The following is a 15,793-nucleotide window of genomic DNA, read 5'->3' as shown; positions in this document are numbered from 1 at the left end:
TTCCGCATCAGCCTATACAAGCGCAGAGGCCGGGGCCAGGCATGTCGGTCCTGTTATCCGCCTGTCCCCCGGTCGGCCATTCCTTTACCATGGCGGAGATTGTGCCAGCGAACGACGGAGATGGACTGAATGTTCCTTGCGATACTGATTGGCGGCCTGATCGGCTCGGCCTTCGGCCTGCCCGGTGCCCTCATCGGCGCCCTCATTGGTGGCGGCCTGGTGTACTGGGGGCGCATGAAGCTGTACCGGCGTGTACGTGAGGTCCAGTCGCGCTTCATGGAATCCGTTTTCGCGGTGATGGGGGCCGTCTGCAAGGCCGATGGTGTTGTCACCCAGGACGAGATCCAGGTGGCCGAGGCCCTGTTTGAGCGCTTCCATCTGAATGAAAGCCAGCGCGAAGCCGCCAAGGCCGCCTTCAACCGCGGTAAGGCCGATGACTTCGATCTGGATGCCGAGCTGCGTGAATTCCTGCGCCGCAGCGGTGGCCAGTCCGGCCTGCTGCAGATGTTCCTGCAGGTGCAGGTCGCCGCCGTTGCCGCGGACGGGGAAGTGCACGAGAACGAGCATGACATGCTGGTGCGCGTGGCCCGCGGGCTGGGATTGTCGGAGAGCCAGGTGGAACAGCTCGAGGCCATGCTGCGCGGTGGCGCCGCCGGCGGTGCCGCGGAACAGCAGCAGTCCCTGGAGGATGCCTACAAGGTACTGGGGGTTTCCCCGGAGGTGAGCGATGCCGAACTCAAGAAGGCCTATCGCAAGCTGATGAGCGAGAACCACCCGGACAAGCTGGCCGGGCGCGGCATGCCCGATAGCATGCGCGAGATGGCCGAAGAAAAGACCCAGGAAATCGCCAACGCGTACGACCGTATCAAGAAAGCGCGCGAACAGGCGGCCTGATTACAGCGCCACGAGAAGGGCCAGCAGCACCAGTTCCGTCAGCACGATGGCCGCGCCGAGCGCATCCCCGGTGTAACCTCCCAGTGCCCGGTGCAGCTGCCAGCCCCATAGAAGCCCGACCAGGGCCGTGGCGACCACGAAAGCCATCATCAATCCCGGCAGCCAGCAGGCAGCCACCCCGGCCAGCAGCACGCTGAACACCGTGGCCACCGTCAGCCGGGGCAACGGGAACGTATCCGCGACCGGTTTGGTCTTGCTCGTATCCGTGTCCGTCACATAGGGCATCAGCGCCATCAGGAACAACGGCGTCACGCGCGCCAGCGCCGGCGTGACCAGCAACACCACCCAGATTGGCAGGGGCGCGAGCTCCACCAGCAGCGCCACCTTCAGTGCCAGCGCCCCGACCAGCGCCACCGTCCCGTAGGTCCCGATGCGGCTGTCCTTCATGATGGTCAGACGTTTCTCCACCGTGAACCCGCCGCCCAGCGCATCCACCGCATCCGCCAGCCCATCCTCATGAAAGGCGCCGGTCAGCCAGAGGTGGAAAATCACCACCCCGATGACACTTACCACCAGCGGAAAGAACGCCGCCAGCACCTGGTACCCCAGAGCATAGAGCGCTCCCAGAACCAGTCCCGCCAGCGGGAAGTACATACTGCTCTGGTTCATCAGCTGCTGCGAATAATCAATCCGCACCGGCATCGGAATACGGCTGATGAATCCCAGACAGAGCCAGAAGGCCTGCCACTCGTGCTGCAAGGTGGTTTTCATAATGATTCCCGGTTTGTTTCCCATGTAGGAGCGAGCTTGCTCGCGATAAGACAGGAATCGCCTGCAAGCAGGCTCCTACAGTGGCGGTGCATCGATCTAGACCCTGACGGGAATCAGTGCGCCTCGTCCCAGTTCTTCCCTACACCCGCCTCAACGAGCAACGGCACCTCAAGCTGGGCCGCCCCACTCATCAGCTCCTCAAGCAACGACCCCAACTGCGACACCTGGTCCTCCCGGACCTCCACGATCAGTTCGTCGTGCACCTGCATCGTCATGCGCGCATCAAACCCGGAGTCCGCGATGCGATTCTCGACCATCACCATCGCCTTCTTGATGATGTCCGCTGCCGTGCCCTGCATGGGTGCGTTGATGGCCGTGCGCTCCGCGCCCTGGCGCAGCTGACCGTTGCGGCTGTTGATCTCCGGCAGGTAGAGGCGCCGGCCGAACAGCGTCTCCACATAGCCCTGGTCATGGGCCGTCTTGCGGATGCGGTCCATGTACTCGAGCACGCCGGGGTAACGCTCGAAATAGCGGTCGATGTAGCCCTGGGCCTCATCCCGGGGAATGCCCAGCTGGCGCCCCAGCCCCCAGGCCGACATGCCGTAGATGAGCCCGAAGTTGATGGCCTTGGCATCCCGGCGCTGGGAGTCACTCACGTCCTGACGCGCCACGCCGAAGACTTCCGAGGCCGTGGCCTTGTGGATGTCCTCACCATGGGCGAAGGCGTTCAGCAGCCCCCGGTCGCCGGACAGGTGCGCCATGATGCGCAGCTCGATCTGGGAATAGTCCGCCGCGATCAGCCGGTAGCCCTCCGGCGCGACGAAGGCCTGGCGGATGCGCCGGCCCTCCTCGGTGCGGATGGGGATGTTCTGAAGGTTCGGGTCCGAGGACGAGAGCCGCCCGGTGGCCGTCACCGCCTGGTGGTAGGAGGTGTGGATACGCCCGGTGCGTGCGTTGATCACCTCCGGCAGCCGGTCCGTGTAGGTGGACTTGAGCTTGCTCAGGCTGCGGTGCTCCAGGATCACGCGCGGCAGTTCGTAGTCCACCGCCAGTTCCTGGAGCACCGGCTCGGCCGTGGAAGGCGCTCCCTTGGGCGTCTTCTTGAGCACCGGCATGCCCAGCTTCTCATAGAAGATCTTCTGCAGCTGCTGGGGCGAGCCCAGATTGAACTCCTCGCCGGCCTGCTCCCAGGCCTGCTCCTCCAGGGCCTTCATGCGCTCGGCCAGTTCGCCACTCTGGGTGGCCAGAAGGTTGGCATCCACCAGGGTGCCGCGGTATTCCATGTGGGCCAGCACCGGCACCAGCGGCAGCTCGATGTCGTGGTAGACCGACTCCAGGGACGGGTCGTCCTTCAGGCGCGGGCGCAGCGTCTCATGGAGCTGGAAGGTGATGTCCGCATCTTCGGCGGCGTAATGGCCGGCGGTCTCCAGTTCGATCTCATCGAAGCGCTTCTGCTTGGCGCCCTTGCCGGCGATGCTCTCGAAGCTGGTGACCTCGCGCTCCAGGTAACGCTGGGCCAGGGTGCCCATGTCGTGGCGCGAGCCCGATGAGTTCAGCACGTAGGACTGGAGCATGGTGTCTTCGATGCCGCCGCGCAGGGTGATGGCGTGGTTGGCCAGCACATTGATGTCGTACTTGAGGTTCTGGCCGATCTTGACCCGTGCCGGGTCCTCCAGCAGTGGGCGCAGCTGCTCCAGTACGTCGTCGCATTCCAGCTGATCCGGTGCGCCCAGATAACTGTGCCCGAGGGGCACGTAGGCGGCGGTACCGGACTCGACGGCAAAGGAAACGCCCACGATGCGCGCGTCCATGTAATTGAGGCTGGTGGTTTCCGTGTCGAAGGCGAACGCCGGCGCATCGCGCAGCGTGGTCAGCCAGGCATCCAGCGCTTCCTGATCCAGGACAGTGTGGTAATCCGTGCTCGCCGGTGTGTTCGCGGTGTTCGGATTCTCGCCTGCGTCGGATTGCGGTTGCTCGCCGCCGCCGTTTTCCAGTTCCCGGATCCAGCCGCGGAACTCCATCTCCCGGAACTGTTCCAGCAGTTGATCCCGGTCCACCGGTTCAGGATCCAGCGCTTCCACGCTGTAGCCCAGGTCCAGCTCCGTGCGGATACGGGCCAGATCCCGGCTCAGGGGTAATTGGTCAAGGGCCGCGCGCAGGTTCTCGCCGATCTTGCCGCCCACTTCATCCGCATGGGCCATGAGGTTGTCCAGGTTGTCGTACTGCTGGAGCCACTTCACGGCCGTCTTGGGCCCGCACTTGGTTACGCCGGGAATGTTGTCCACGGTATCGCCCACCAGTGCCAGGTAGTCCACGATCTGCTCCGGCGTCACGCCGAACTTCTCGATCACGCCCTCCCGGTCCATCGTGGTCTCATTCATGGTGTTGATCAGTGAGACATGGTCGCTGACCAGCTGGGCCATGTCCTTGTCGCCGGTGGAGATGATCACGTCCACCCCCTTGTCCGTGGCCTCGTTGGCCAGGGTGCCGATGACGTCATCCGCCTCCATACCCTCTTCGATCAGCAGCGGCAGGCCCATGGCGCGGATGATGGCGTGGATGGGCTGGATCTGGCCGGCCAGCTCCTCGGGCATTTCCGGGCGGTTGGCCTTGTAGTCCTCGTACAGCTCGTGCCGGAAGGTTTTGCCGCGGGGGTCGAAGACCACGGCAATGGGGGAGCCGGGATAATCCTGCTGCAGCCGGCGGATCATGCTGATCACGCCCTTGACCGCACCCGTGGGCTGGCCGTTGGAGGTGGTCAGTGGCGGCAGGGCATGGAAGGCGCGGAACAGATAGGAAGAGCCGTCCACTAGGACGACAGGGCGGTCTTTGCTGAGCTCAATCATGGAGGTGTCGCTTCAGGGTATGGTAACGCGGAGTGTTTCAGAACGGGGGCTTTCCAGTCCAGAGGTGTCCAGGGTGGAGACGGCGAACTGGTATTCCCCTGAGGGCAGCTGCGAGGGCTGCCACTGAGTGGTGCCGGCTTGCTCAATCACCTGGACATCGAAGTCGGGGTCCCCCGACTGGCGGTAATAGACCCGGTACCCCTCGATTTCCCCGGGGTAGAGCTTGCTGCCGTCGATGCGGGTAAGCGGTGCCTCCCAGCCCAGGGTTACGGTGTTGTCCTCGTCGCTGCTGGACACGCACCCTGAAATCAGAAAGACGGGGATCAGGGCGTATAATCTCAGGCGGAATCCGAACATGGACGCCATTATGAGGTTATTTCCGGCGACTGCAACCCGCTTTTTTACACCATTAGTATGTGTATTCTAATTATTCCCCGTAGTGTGCATGGTGAAGTAATCAATGGGCGCAGGCGCGCCGAATGATCCATTCAAAGGAGGTTCATCATGAGTAAGATCCGCGATTATCAGCAGCAGGTACAGGACGTGATCGAAAAGGGCATCAACACTGTTGAGAAGCAGCACAAGACCCTGGCCGAGCGGCCCTTCGAACTTGCCGAGAAGGTTGAGCAGCAGGCCAAGAGCTACAGTGTGAAGTCCGTGCGCGCCAAGCACGACGACTACGCCAATACCGCGTACGAAACCCTGCGCGTGTGGAACCAGCGTCTGGGCGACTATGCCAACAGCCTGATCGGCCGCTTCGACAAGGAAGCAGCTCCGGCTGAGAAGCAGGCTGAGCAGAAGAGCGCCAGCAGTGCCCAGTCCGGCGCCCAGAAGAAGTCCGCATCCAGCGCCAGCAAGCAGTCCAGCGGTGCCAAGAAGAGCACCGGCGGCGCGAAGAAGCAGACTGAGAGTCAGGCTTCCGCGTAAAGCCTCAGCCTTCGGGCTGAAATGGAACGGGCAGTGGCGCGAGCCGCTGCCCGTTTTTTTATGGAATGTCAGTCGCCCATCGTGGCCAGTTCCTCGCGGGCCGTCTCTTCCTCCGGGATGGTCAGGGGTAAACTGCGCTTCTTCCCGGTCAGCTTCTCAAGGCGTTTGATCTTGTCCCGGTAGTCCTCACGGGTCTGTTCCGCCCTGCTGATCTCTTGCTGGATCTCGTTCAGCAGAGCGGTTTTTTCGGCGCGCTGGGTTTCCATCTTCTCACGCAGTGATTCCGGAACCTCCTGGCCGGTACGTTCCTGGTTGGCGGCACGTTTCTGGAGGTTCGCGATCTGCCCTTCGATATTTTTTATGTTGGCCAGCTTCAGGCGCACGGTTCCGAAGCGCTCGCGCAGCTTGCGCTGAAGGGCGCGCACCGCGTCATCCGGTGAGCTGTACTGGCGCAGCAGCCGCCGGTCCTCTTTTTTCTGTTCCTCGCGTTCCTTTTCGAGCCGTTCCTGGCGTTCGCGCTCCCGACGGCGTTCGGCCAGCTCTTCCTCGGTCGGCGGTGGCGGGACCTTCTCGATGACGCGGCCACTTTTGTTGAGCACTTCATAACCCTGTTTGAGCGCTTCCCGGGGCAGTGTGTTGCTCATGACCGTCCTGCCCTCCTCGGTCTCATACCGGTACATCTCGCCGAAGACGGGCGCGGTCAGGGTCAGGCACAGTGCAGTCAGTAACCATCGGTACATCGGGGGTTCTCTCCAGTCCGCGTGCTCACGCCACGCCGTAGGTGTCCCGGTAGCGGGCTACTTCTTCAGCATAGTCCGACATGTCCGGCAGTTCGCGCAGGTACTCCAGGATCTGGTCGAGGCTGATGATGCTCACCACCGGTATGTCGAATTCCGCCTCCACCTCCTGGATGGCGGAGCGTTCCGCCTGGCCCTTTTCCTGGCGGTCCAGAGCCACCAGGACGCCGGCCGGTGTTGCGCCTGCGGCCTGGATGCGCTCGATGGATTCACGCACGGCGGTGCCGGCGGTGATCACGTCGTCCACGATCAGGACCCGGCCTTCCAGCGGGGCGCCCACGATGTCGCCGCCCTCGCCGTGGGCCTTGTCTTCCTTGCGGTTGAAGGCCCAGGGCAGGTCCAGGCGATGGTGGGTGGCCAGTGCTGAGGCGGTGGCGGTGGCCAGGGGAATGCCCTTGTAGGCCGGGCCGAAGACCATGTCGCACTCCAGGTCACTGCGCGTCAGCGCCTGGGCATAGGCCTGGCCGAGCCGGGCCAGATCACTGCCGCGCTGGAAAAGGCCCGTATTGAAGAAATACGGGCTGGTGCGGCCGGATTTCAGTTCGAACTCCCCGAAGCGGAGCACTTTGCGGGCAATGGCGAACTCGATGAACTCTCTCTGATAGGTTTCGATCATAGGGGCCTTCGGGGTCAGCGTATTTTGTCCATTGGCAAGCATGGGTATGATACACACAAATCGATACTGGAATCATTTATGCGGGTCGTTACAGTCAGTGTCAACGGATTGCGCGAGGCAATCAGCAAGGGGTTTTTCGAGTGGCTCGCGGAGCAGGATGCGGACGTGGTGGCGGTTCAGGATCACCGGGTTCGGGTCGCGGAGATCGAGGATGATCCGGCGCTGACCCCCGAGGGCTATCAGGCCTGGTTCGTGGATGCGGAGAATCCGGAAAGCGGCGGTGTGGGGTTCTACACCCGGCATTTCCCCAAGGCCATCATCTACGGCTTCAACTACGGGCCCGGGGATATGGAGGGCCGTTATCTGCAGGCGGACTTCCAGAAACTGAGTGTGGCGTCCGTGCTGGCGCCGGCGGCCGACGAGGCCGGTGGGGAGCAGGCCCGCGACGCCTTCATGGAGGCCTTCCTGACCCATACCGGCAAGACCGCCCGGAAGCGGCGCCAGTACATCATCTGCGCCAATCTGCGCACCGCCCACCGGGACGAGGACGCCGACTCCTTCTTCCACCGCCAGCCTGTTTCCGGATTCCTGCCCCATGAACGGGCTTGGATGGACGAGCTGTTCAACCAGCAGGGCTACCTGGATGCTTTCCGCTCACTGGAGGCGGATGACAGGGCAGCGTCCTGGTGGCCGGAGTGGGCGCGCAACTGGCGTCGGGCCGCCGGCTGGCGGACGGACTACCAGATGCTGACACCGGGCCTGCACGATGCGCTTGAGGATGGCTGGATCGACACGGACGCGGGGTTCTCCGACCACGCGCCCGTGGTGATGGATTACCGCATCTCGCCGGAGTGATTACCCGGCAAGCGCGGCCTTCTGGGCCTCGAACAGCTCGTTGATGCCCTTGCGTGCCAGACCCAGCATGGCATCCAGCTCCTGCTGCTCGAACGACTCGCCTTCCGCCGTACCCTGGATCTCGATGAAGCCGCCCCTGTCCGTCATGATCACGTTCATGTCGGTCTCCGCCGAGGAATCCTCCGGATAGTCCAGGTCCAGAACGGGCGTGCCGTCATAGACGCCCACCGAAATGGCGCCGACCATCTGCTTGAGCGGGCTGCGGCTCAACCGGCCGTTGGCGACCAGGGTGTTGAGGGCATCCACCAGGGCCACACAGCCGCCGGTGATCGCCGCGGTACGGGTGCCGCCATCGGCCTGGATAACGTCGCAGTCAATCACGATGCTGTGCTCGCCCAGCGCTTCCAGGTCCACGGCCGCGCGCAGTGAGCGCCCGATCAGGCGCTGGATCTCGATGGTGCGCCCGCCCTGCTTGCCGCGGCTGGCCTCACGGCCCATGCGGTCGCCGGTGGAACGGGGCAGCATGCCGTACTCGGCGGTTACCCAGCCCTGGCCCTGGCCTTTGAGGAAGGGGGGCACTTTGTTCTCCACACTGGCGGTACAGATCACGCGGGTGTCACCGAACTCGGTCAGGACGGCCCCCTCGGCGTGCTTGGTGTAGTGGCGGGTCAGGCGAATATCGCGCAGTTGATCGGGGTTTCGGCCACTCGGGCGCATGCTCGCTCCTCAGGGTTGATGGATGGTCAGGGCGCAGAGTCTAGCATGCCAGCCGGGGTACGGGCGTGCGCTTGCCAGCGGTGATATACTGCGCGGTTCATGCTCGAGCGCAACGGGAGTGGCCATGGCCACACTGAACAGCATGACGGCGTTCGCACGCCGCCGGAGCCAGGCGGCGTGGGGCACGCTGACGTGCGAATGCCGCACCGTGAATCACCGCTATCTGGATCCATCCCTGCGTCTGCCGGAACCGCTGCGTCACCGGGAGATGGCGTACCGGGAACGCCTTGGCCTGCGTCTCTCACGGGGGCGGGTGGAACTCCAGTTCCGGCTGGAGGAGGCTGAGCGGGCGTCCGGTGAGGAGCCGGACCCGGTGGCGCTGCGCCGCCTGCGCCAGGCCATGGTCCGGGTGGAGCAGGAGATCGGGGACACGGCACCGGTCTCACCACTGGATGTCCTGCGGTGGCCGGGCGTGCTCTCCGGTGGCGAATTGCCGGAGGAAGCCGTTGTGGCAGCCGCGGACGAGCTGCTTGAGCTTACCCTTGATGACGTGGATGAGCAGCGCCGCCGGGAAGGTGAGCGCCTGGTGCCCCTGCTGGAGGAACGGCTGGGTGCCATTGAGGCGTACGTGGCGGAACTGCGTCGGAGCATGCCGGAATGGCGAGAGCAGCAGCGCCAGCGGTTGGTGGAGCGTCTGGCGGAGCTTGGAGCTGAACCGGCGGATGAGCGCCTGGCGCAGGAACTGGCAATCCTGGCCCAGAAAGCGGACGTATCCGAGGAGCTGGACCGGCTTGATGCTCATGTTGCGGAAGTCCGGGCAGCGCTGGAACAGACCGGTCCGGTGGGTCGGCGCCTGGATTTCCTGATGCAGGAACTCAACCGGGAGGCCAACACCCTCAGCAGCAAGTCCACGGCGGCGGAACTGACCCGTGTGGCGGTGGAGATCAAGGTGCTGATTGAACAGACGCGCGAACAAGTACAGAACGTGGAGTAATCCGATCATGAGCGAGCAGCCTTACCTGGGCACGCTATTTGTGGTGTCGGCGCCTTCCGGGGCGGGCAAGACCAGCCTGGTATCCCAGGCGCTGGAGCGCGACCCGGCACTGACCGTTTCGGTGTCGCACACCACACGGCCGGCGCGCCCGGGCGAGCAGGATGGCGTCAACTATCACTTCGTCACCGAGCAGGAGTTCCTGTCGCTCATGGAAGCGGGCACCTTCCTGGAGCACGCGCAGGTGTTCGACAACTACTACGGCACCTCCGGGGACTGGGTGGATGAGCAGCTTGCCGCCGGCCTGGACGTGATCCTGGAGATCGACTGGCAGGGCGCGCAGCAGATCCGGCGACTGCGCCCGCACGCTGTCTCCGTGTTCATTGTGCCGCCCTCGCCGGAAGCGCTGCGCGAGCGGCTCCAGGGGCGCGGCCAGGACAGTGACGAGGTGATCGAGCGCCGGCTGCGCGAGGCGGCTGAGGAGTGCCGGCATGTGGCCGAATACGATTACCTGGTGGTCAATGACGACTTTGAACGGGCCCTGGATGAACTGCTGGTGGTCTTCCGCGCCCAGCGCCAGTGCCTGAGCCGTCAGAGCCAGCGTCATGAGACCCTGCTGAGGGCCCTCTCCCTGGCCGATCAGTGATGGCCAGAAACCGATCACTGGGTTACACTGTGCGATCCGCAGTGACCCAAACACGAACAGAGGTACTCCATGGCACGCGTCACCGTTGAGGACTGTCTCGACCACGTCGACAACCGCTTCCAGCTTGTCATGCTCTCCACCAGGCGGGCCCGCCAGCTGGCCACCTATGGCAGTGAGCCCAAGGTTCCGCCGGAGAACGACAAGCCCACGGTTCTGGCACTGCGCGAGATTGCCGCAGGCAAGATCAGCTTCGAGAGCGTCGAAGCCGATGAGCGGGCAATGCAGGCGGAATCCGCGGAGTCGCCCTCACGCAGCACCGAGGCCGCATCCGGCGAGGAAGGCGAAGCCGCAGGCTGAAACCAGCCGGCCGTGATCCTGTAAAAACCGGGCCCGACCCGGTTTTTTTATGCCTGTACACGCTATAATCTGGGAAAAGGGAATTCGGAAACTTGCAGCAGGGCAGGGAGGAAGCCGGCTTAACACCACCTTGCGGAGCATCCTGAACAGCCGATGTCGACGATCGAGTCTCTGGCGGAACGCCTCGGAAACTACCTGGATGACCAGAAGGTCAATCAGGTACGGAGGGCCTATTTCTATGCGGAACAGGCCCATGAGGGGCAGTATCGCCGCAGTGGTGAGCGCTACATCAGCCACCCGCTGGCAGTGGCCAACATCCTCGCCCAGCTCAACCTCGATCACCAGAGCCTGATGGCGGCCATGCTGCATGACGTGATCGAGGATACGGGCATTCCCAAGGATGCCCTGATCGAGCAGTTCGGGGCACCAGTGGCCGAACTGGTGGATGGCGTCAGCAAGCTCACCCAGATCGAATTCCGCTCCCGCGCCGAGGCTCAGGCCGAGAATTTCCAGAAGATGACCCTGGCCATGGCACGCGATATCCGCGTGATCCTGGTCAAGCTGGCGGACCGGCTGCACAACATGCGCACCCTGGGGCCGCTCAACCCCGAGAAACGCCGCCGGATCGCCACCGAAACCCTCGACATCTACGCGCCCATCGCCCACCGCCTGGGTATGCACAGCCTGTGCGTGGAGCTGGAGGATCTGGGCTTTGCCGCCATGTACCCGATGCGCTCGCAGTACATCGCCAAGGCGGTGCGCAAGCTGCGGGGCGACCATCACGAGATCATCAACGAGATCCGCGCCGGACTCGAGGACAAGCTGCGTGAGCGCGAACTGCCCGGGCGTATCCTGGGGCGCGAGAAACACCTGAACTCCATCTACAACAAGATGAAGTTCAAGCACAAATCCTTTGGCGAGATCATGGACGTCTACGCCTTCCGGATCATCACCGACTCTGTGGACGACTGCTACCGCATCCTGGGCGCGGTACACAGCCTCTACAAGCCACTGCCGGGGCGCTTCAAGGACTACATCGCGATGCCCAAGGCCAACGGCTACCAGTCCCTGCACACTACCCTGTTCGGCAAACACGTGAATATCGAGATCCAGATCCGCACCGAGGAGATGGAAAGCGTGGCCAACCACGGCATCGCGGCGCACTGGATGTACAAGCACGATTCCGAGGTGGGCGAGGTCAACCAGAGGCGGGTCGACCGCTGGCTGGAAGGGCTGATGGAGATGCGTGAGCGGGCGGACGACTCGCTGGAGTTCATCGAGCACGTGAAGGTGGATCTGTTCCCGGACGAGATCTACGTGTTCACGCCCAAGGGCCGGATCATGGAGCTGCCGCGCGGGGCCACGCCCGTGGATTTCGCCTATGCCATCCATACGGACATCGGCAACGCCTGCGTCGCCTGTCGTGTGGACCGTCAGCTGGCGTCACTCAGTCAGCCGCTGCATAGCGGCCAGACGGTGGAGGTGATCACCGCGCCCGGCGCCCGGCCGAGCCCGGTCTGGCTCAACTACGTGGTGACCGGCAAGGCGCGTTCGAGCATCCGCCACGCTCTCAAGACCCAGCAGCGGCGCGAGTCCGTGGAGCTTGGCAGGCAGCTGCTCAGCCGCTCCCTGAACAGCTTCGGGTCACGCCTGGATGAGCTCGGTGACGCACGCGTCCAGCGGGTTCTGGAGCACAACCAGGTGGATAGCTTCGACCGGTTGCTGGCGGACATCGGGCTGGGCAACCGCATGGCCTACATCGTCGCCCGGCAGCTGGCACCGGATACCGGACAGGACAGCGACGCCGCGCCGGCGCTGGAGGATACCCGCGCCGGGCAGACCATGACCATTGCCGGCAGCGAGGGCTCGGTCATCCAGTTCGCGGACTGCTGCCAGCCCATTCCGGGGGACCCCATCGTGGGCCGCATGAGTTCCGGCAGCGGCATGGTGATCCACTCCGAGCGCTGCGAGAGCGTGCGCCATCTGGACGCGGACTCACCCCAGCTGGTCTATCTGAGCTGGGCCAAGGACATCACCGATGACTTCTCGGTTGAGCTGCGTGTGGAGACGGCGCGTAAGCGCGGGCTGATTGCCGAGCTGGCCAATACCGTGGCCCTGGCGGAGGCCAACCTCGAGGGGATCAACGTGGACGAGTACGACGCCCGCCACAGTGTCGTCGTCATGACCCTGCATGTGCGCGGACGTACCCAGCTGGCACGGATCATGCGGCGCATCCGCAACCTGCGCACGGTCAAATCCGTTACCCGGGTACGCCGTTGACAGCGCCGCGCCAGCGGGCGAGCATCGTGTTTTTCCGCTACAGACGACAGGAACGCCGCAACCCATGACGAACAAGTCCATTATCCAGACGGATACCGCCCCCGAAGCCATTGGCCCCTATTCCCAGGCTGTGAAGGCGGGGGATACGGTCTATCTCTCCGGCCAGATCCCGCTGGATCCGCGGACCATGGACCTGGTGCCCGGCGGCTTTGAGGAACAGGTCAAGCGGGTCTTCGAGAACCTGAAGGCCGTCTGTGAGGCCTCCGGGGGCAACATCCAGGATCTGGTCAAGCTCAATATCTACCTCACCGACATGGGCAACTTCGCCATCGTCAACGAGATCATGACCACCGTCTTCACCGAGCCCTATCCCGCGCGCGCCGCCATTGGCGTGGCGGCACTGCCCAAGGGCGCGCAGGTGGAGATGGATGCCATCATGGTGCTGAAGTAGGGTCAGACCCGGCTGAGGCAGTCCTTGACCCTGGGGCCGTCACCGCCGAAGTGGCGGGCCCAGGCCATGAAGAGTTCCCCGCACGCCAGGGCATCCTCCAACGCATTGTGCGCATTGGTTTCCGGCAGGCCGTAACGCTCGCGGCACCGGTTCAGGCGCAGGACATTCCCCGGCATTGTCTGCTCGCGCTGGAACAGGCGTTTTTTCTCCAGCACCAGTGTGTCCGCCGTGGGCTGGAACCAGTCCATGCCGAACTGTTCCCGGTAGGCGGCGCGCAGAAACCCTGTGTCCAGAGGTGCATGGTGCATGACCGGGAGGCGGTCGGTCATCGCCCTTGCCAGCATGCGTAATGCGGAGGGCAGATCCACGCCTTCGCTGCGGTCCGTGTCCCGGATGTGATGGATGGTGGCGCTGTCGCCCACCAGGTTGCGGCTGTCGATCAGCAGGTGCCGGGCCGTGTCCAGCCGGATCCGGCCGCGGTCCACCGCCACCCAGCCGAAGCTGATGATGTAGCCGGTCTTCGGGTCGAGGCCGGTGGTTTCCAGGTCGATGGCCAGCCAGTCCACCTCATCCCAGAGGGCGTTGGTGTCCGGCCAGGGGCTTGCCAGGAGGCGCTGCAGCGTCGGGTCCGGGAAGGGGTGGCGGGCATAGCGGCGCCGTGCCCGCTCCCGGCGGGCGCGGGTCAGCCACATCAGCGCATCCCCTGGCGGTAGGCCAGGCGCACCGACTTCTGGGCGCTGTCCACCAGCTGGAAGGCGTCACGCAGCTGTTCGCGGGCCAGTTTGGGCAGGTTGCGTGGGTTGCAGTAGTTGCTCAGCTCCTCGCCCTCACGGATCTGGTCCGCCTGTACCTGGAGCCGCACCTGCATCAGAAAGCGCAGGGCGTCCTGCAGGTTGCGTGCGTCATACCGGGTCATGTGCTTGCCGCGGGCCAGCTCGTCCAACCGTTCCAGCGTGTTGATGCGGTCAACCCCGGATGCCAGGGCGTGCAGCCGCACAATTTCGATGATCGGCAGCAGACCACGCTTCTTCAGGTTCAGGGTGTCCTTGTGATCGCCGTTGCGTTCCACCACGAAGCGCCGGAAGATGCCGATGGGCGGGCTGCCTTCCAGCACGTTCTCCGCCAGGGCGGCCTGGAAGATGGAGTTGGCCCGGACCCGTTCCAGCATGTGGGACTGGACCCGGCTGGTAAGAGAGGCGTCGCCGTGGACAGTGCGGAGATCGAAGGCGATGCTGATCTCCATCACATGGTGTGGGCTGAAACTGGTGACCCAGTTGTCCACGGCCTCGTACCAGCCCGTGAGCCGGCGCCGCCAGAAGGGATTGGTGGCCATGACGTTGCCATTGCAGTAGACATAGCCGCACTCATTGAGCCAGTCGCTGACCCTGGTGGCCAGCTTCTCGAACCAGGCCACGTCCTCGTCGGTGGCCTTGTCCGCGATCACCAGGCCGTTATCCTGATCGGCGTTGAGCAGCTGCTCCGCCCGCGCCTGGGAGCCGAAGCACAGCCAGGCGAAGGGCACCGGGGCCGGGCCCAGTTCGTCCAGGGCCATTTCGATCAGCCGGTTGGTTACGGTATCGCTGATGGCGGTGAGGATGTGGCTGACCTGATCCGCCGGTACCCCGGCATCCGTCCAGCGCAGCAGGAACTGGGGAATGTCGCGAAGCACCGTCTGCATGGTGGCGACCGATTCCTGGCGTGACAGGCGCTGGACGATGTAGACCGGGTCGTCCTGGCGGGCTGTGATCAGGTCCGAGGTGGTGAGGATGCCTACAGGCCTGCGGTCCTCAAGCACCGGAAGGTGGTGCATGCGGTGGCGGGTCATCAGCAGGGTGGCGTCAAACAGGGTCGCCTTACGCTCGAGGCTCACCGGGTCCGCCGTCATGATTTCGGAAACCGGGGTGTCCGGCGAACGGCGCGCCGCCAGTACCCGGCTGCGGAGGTCGCGGTCGGTGACGATCCCGGTCGGCCGTTCCTCCTCCGTGATGACGACGCTCCCGACCTGCTCGTCGCGCATCCGCGCGGCAAGCTCGCTGGCGTGCGTGTCCGCTCGGGCGGTGACGACTTCGGTCCGCATCAGATCTGACACAGTCATCGTATCCACGTGACGGGTCGTCTCGGGAGGCGATATATCGTCCAACCGATTCCAGCCGGGTGCTAATCGTGAACGGTGGTCATCGAGACAATACTTAAACCGGCGGACCAGTCCGGCACCACCGACACGGAGCAGCAATGACAACCACCGACCGATGACGATGTCCGCTCCGTCGAGCGACGAGAGAGACCGGAACCGCAGCGAGACCCGTATCGTTCGCGTCGACGGAGAACGAGAGATCGCGTACGCGGAGTACGGCCGATCGAACGGAACCCCGCTCGTCTTCTTCCATGGAACGCCGGGATCCCGTCGCCTCGGGGCGCTGCTCGATCGCGCCGCTCGGAGGCACGACGTCCGCGTACTCGCCCCTGAGAGGCCCGGATACGGTCGTTCATCGCCGTGGCCGAACCGATCGGTCGCCGACGCCGCCGAGTTCGTCACGCCGGTACTCGACGACGCGGGCGTGGACACCGCGCGGCTCGTCGCGTTCTCGGGTGGGGGCCCGTACGCTCTTTCGACGGCGGGAGCACACCCCGAACGGGGCGACCAC

The 15,793-nt window shown here is 64.3% G+C and carries 17 protein-coding genes; 9 read left to right on the top strand and 8 right to left on the bottom strand.

All coding sequences use genetic code 11. From position 1 onward, the window contains the following. Nucleotides 1-129: 129 nt before the first annotated feature. Nucleotides 130-894, top strand: coding sequence for a co-chaperone DjlA (gene djlA, locus QZ501_RS04115; RefSeq protein WP_160897697.1), 765 nt, complete (start codon nt 130-132; stop codon nt 892-894). Here the strand turns inward: djlA and cobS are convergent, their stop codons facing one another. From cobS to QZ501_RS04100, 3 genes are all read right to left on the bottom strand, one after another. Then, a complete protein-coding gene (gene cobS / locus QZ501_RS04110) occupies nt 895-1,665 on the bottom strand; it encodes an adenosylcobinamide-GDP ribazoletransferase (RefSeq protein ID WP_295717400.1) in 771 nt (256 codons plus the stop codon). Between the two features lie 113 nt (nt 1,666-1,778). Continuing rightward, the gene (gene polA / locus QZ501_RS04105; protein WP_151441193.1) at nt 1,779-4,511 is read right to left on the bottom strand and encodes a DNA polymerase I; all 2,733 of its coding nucleotides are present in this window, start codon (nt 4,509-4,511) and stop codon (nt 1,779-1,781) included. Between the two features lie 12 nt (nt 4,512-4,523). Further along, nucleotides 4,524-4,808 (bottom strand): fibronectin type III domain-containing protein, encoded by a 285-nt coding sequence (locus tag QZ501_RS04100; RefSeq protein WP_295717395.1) that lies wholly within the window; start codon nt 4,806-4,808, stop codon nt 4,524-4,526. A gap of 207 nt (nt 4,809-5,015) precedes the next feature. Here QZ501_RS04100 and QZ501_RS04095 point away from each other — a divergent pair, with 207 nt between their 5' ends. After that, the gene (locus QZ501_RS04095) at nt 5,016-5,438 is read left to right on the top strand and encodes a hypothetical protein (protein WP_151441195.1); all 423 of its coding nucleotides are present in this window, start codon (nt 5,016-5,018) and stop codon (nt 5,436-5,438) included. A gap of 68 nt (nt 5,439-5,506) precedes the next feature. On the opposite strand, the gene QZ501_RS04090 is transcribed toward QZ501_RS04095, so the two are convergent. Beyond that, entirely contained in the window at nt 5,507-6,178 is a 672-nt protein-coding gene (locus QZ501_RS04090; protein ID WP_151441196.1) for a DUF4124 domain-containing protein, read from the bottom strand. Nucleotides 6,179-6,203: 25 nt separating this feature from the next. Further along, the gene (pyrE, locus tag QZ501_RS04085) at nt 6,204-6,851 is read right to left on the bottom strand and encodes an orotate phosphoribosyltransferase (protein WP_202405495.1); all 648 of its coding nucleotides are present in this window, start codon (nt 6,849-6,851) and stop codon (nt 6,204-6,206) included. Nucleotides 6,852-6,929: 78 nt separating this feature from the next. Here pyrE and QZ501_RS04080 point away from each other — a divergent pair, with 78 nt between their 5' ends. Continuing rightward, a complete protein-coding gene (locus tag QZ501_RS04080; protein WP_095616480.1) occupies nt 6,930-7,706 on the top strand; it encodes an exodeoxyribonuclease III in 777 nt (258 codons plus the stop codon). Here QZ501_RS04080 and rph read toward each other — a convergent pair whose 3' ends face one another. After that, nucleotides 7,707-8,423: a ribonuclease PH gene (rph, locus tag QZ501_RS04075; protein ID WP_151441197.1), complete on the bottom strand. Its 717-nt coding sequence runs from the start codon at nt 8,421-8,423 to the stop codon at nt 7,707-7,709. A gap of 124 nt (nt 8,424-8,547) precedes the next feature. Here rph and QZ501_RS04070 point away from each other — a divergent pair, with 124 nt between their 5' ends. From QZ501_RS04070 to QZ501_RS04050, 5 genes are all read left to right on the top strand, one after another. Continuing rightward, on the top strand, nt 8,548-9,417 hold the full coding sequence (locus QZ501_RS04070) for a YicC/YloC family endoribonuclease (RefSeq protein ID WP_295717389.1): 870 nt from the start codon (nt 8,548-8,550) through the stop codon (nt 9,415-9,417). Between the two features lie 7 nt (nt 9,418-9,424). Beyond that, nucleotides 9,425-10,060, top strand: a complete 636-nt coding sequence (gene gmk, locus QZ501_RS04065; protein WP_160897700.1) for a guanylate kinase — start codon at nt 9,425-9,427, stop codon at nt 10,058-10,060. Between the two features lie 69 nt (nt 10,061-10,129). After that, on the top strand, nt 10,130-10,417 hold the full coding sequence (gene rpoZ / locus QZ501_RS04060) for a DNA-directed RNA polymerase subunit omega (protein WP_095616495.1): 288 nt from the start codon (nt 10,130-10,132) through the stop codon (nt 10,415-10,417). Nucleotides 10,418-10,570: 153 nt separating this feature from the next. Beyond that, nucleotides 10,571-12,697, top strand: a complete 2,127-nt coding sequence (locus QZ501_RS04055) for a RelA/SpoT family protein (RefSeq protein ID WP_295717382.1) — start codon at nt 10,571-10,573, stop codon at nt 12,695-12,697. 64 nt (nt 12,698-12,761) lie between these two features. After that, a complete protein-coding gene (locus QZ501_RS04050) occupies nt 12,762-13,148 on the top strand; it encodes a RidA family protein (protein WP_095616497.1) in 387 nt (128 codons plus the stop codon). Nucleotides 13,149-13,150: 2 nt separating this feature from the next. Here the strand turns inward: QZ501_RS04050 and QZ501_RS04045 are convergent, their stop codons facing one another. Both QZ501_RS04045 and QZ501_RS04040 read right to left on the bottom strand, forming a co-directional pair. Further along, nucleotides 13,151-13,840, bottom strand: a complete 690-nt coding sequence (locus tag QZ501_RS04045; protein ID WP_095616498.1) for an exonuclease domain-containing protein — start codon at nt 13,838-13,840, stop codon at nt 13,151-13,153. Continuing rightward, nucleotides 13,840-15,243 carry a putative nucleotidyltransferase substrate binding domain-containing protein gene (locus tag QZ501_RS04040; RefSeq protein ID WP_295717378.1) on the bottom strand — a complete coding sequence of 468 codons (1,404 nt, stop codon included), beginning with the start codon at nt 15,241-15,243 and terminating at the stop codon, nt 13,840-13,842. Before QZ501_RS04040 ends, QZ501_RS04045 begins: the two co-directional genes overlap by 1 nt. A 154-nt stretch (nt 15,244-15,397) precedes the next feature. Between QZ501_RS04040 and QZ501_RS04035 the strand changes: the two genes are divergently transcribed. Further along, a partial coding sequence (locus QZ501_RS04035; RefSeq protein WP_295717376.1) for an alpha/beta fold hydrolase occupies nt 15,398-15,793 on the top strand: 396 nt, incomplete at its 3' end.

The organism is uncultured Halovibrio sp. (genome assembly GCF_913056445.1).
In the GTDB taxonomy this organism is placed as follows: domain Bacteria; phylum Pseudomonadota; class Gammaproteobacteria; order Pseudomonadales; family Oleiphilaceae; genus Halospina; species Halospina utahensis_B.
The sequence above is the reverse complement of the archived record's forward strand: the minus strand, read 5'-3'. Positions and strand labels throughout refer to the sequence as shown.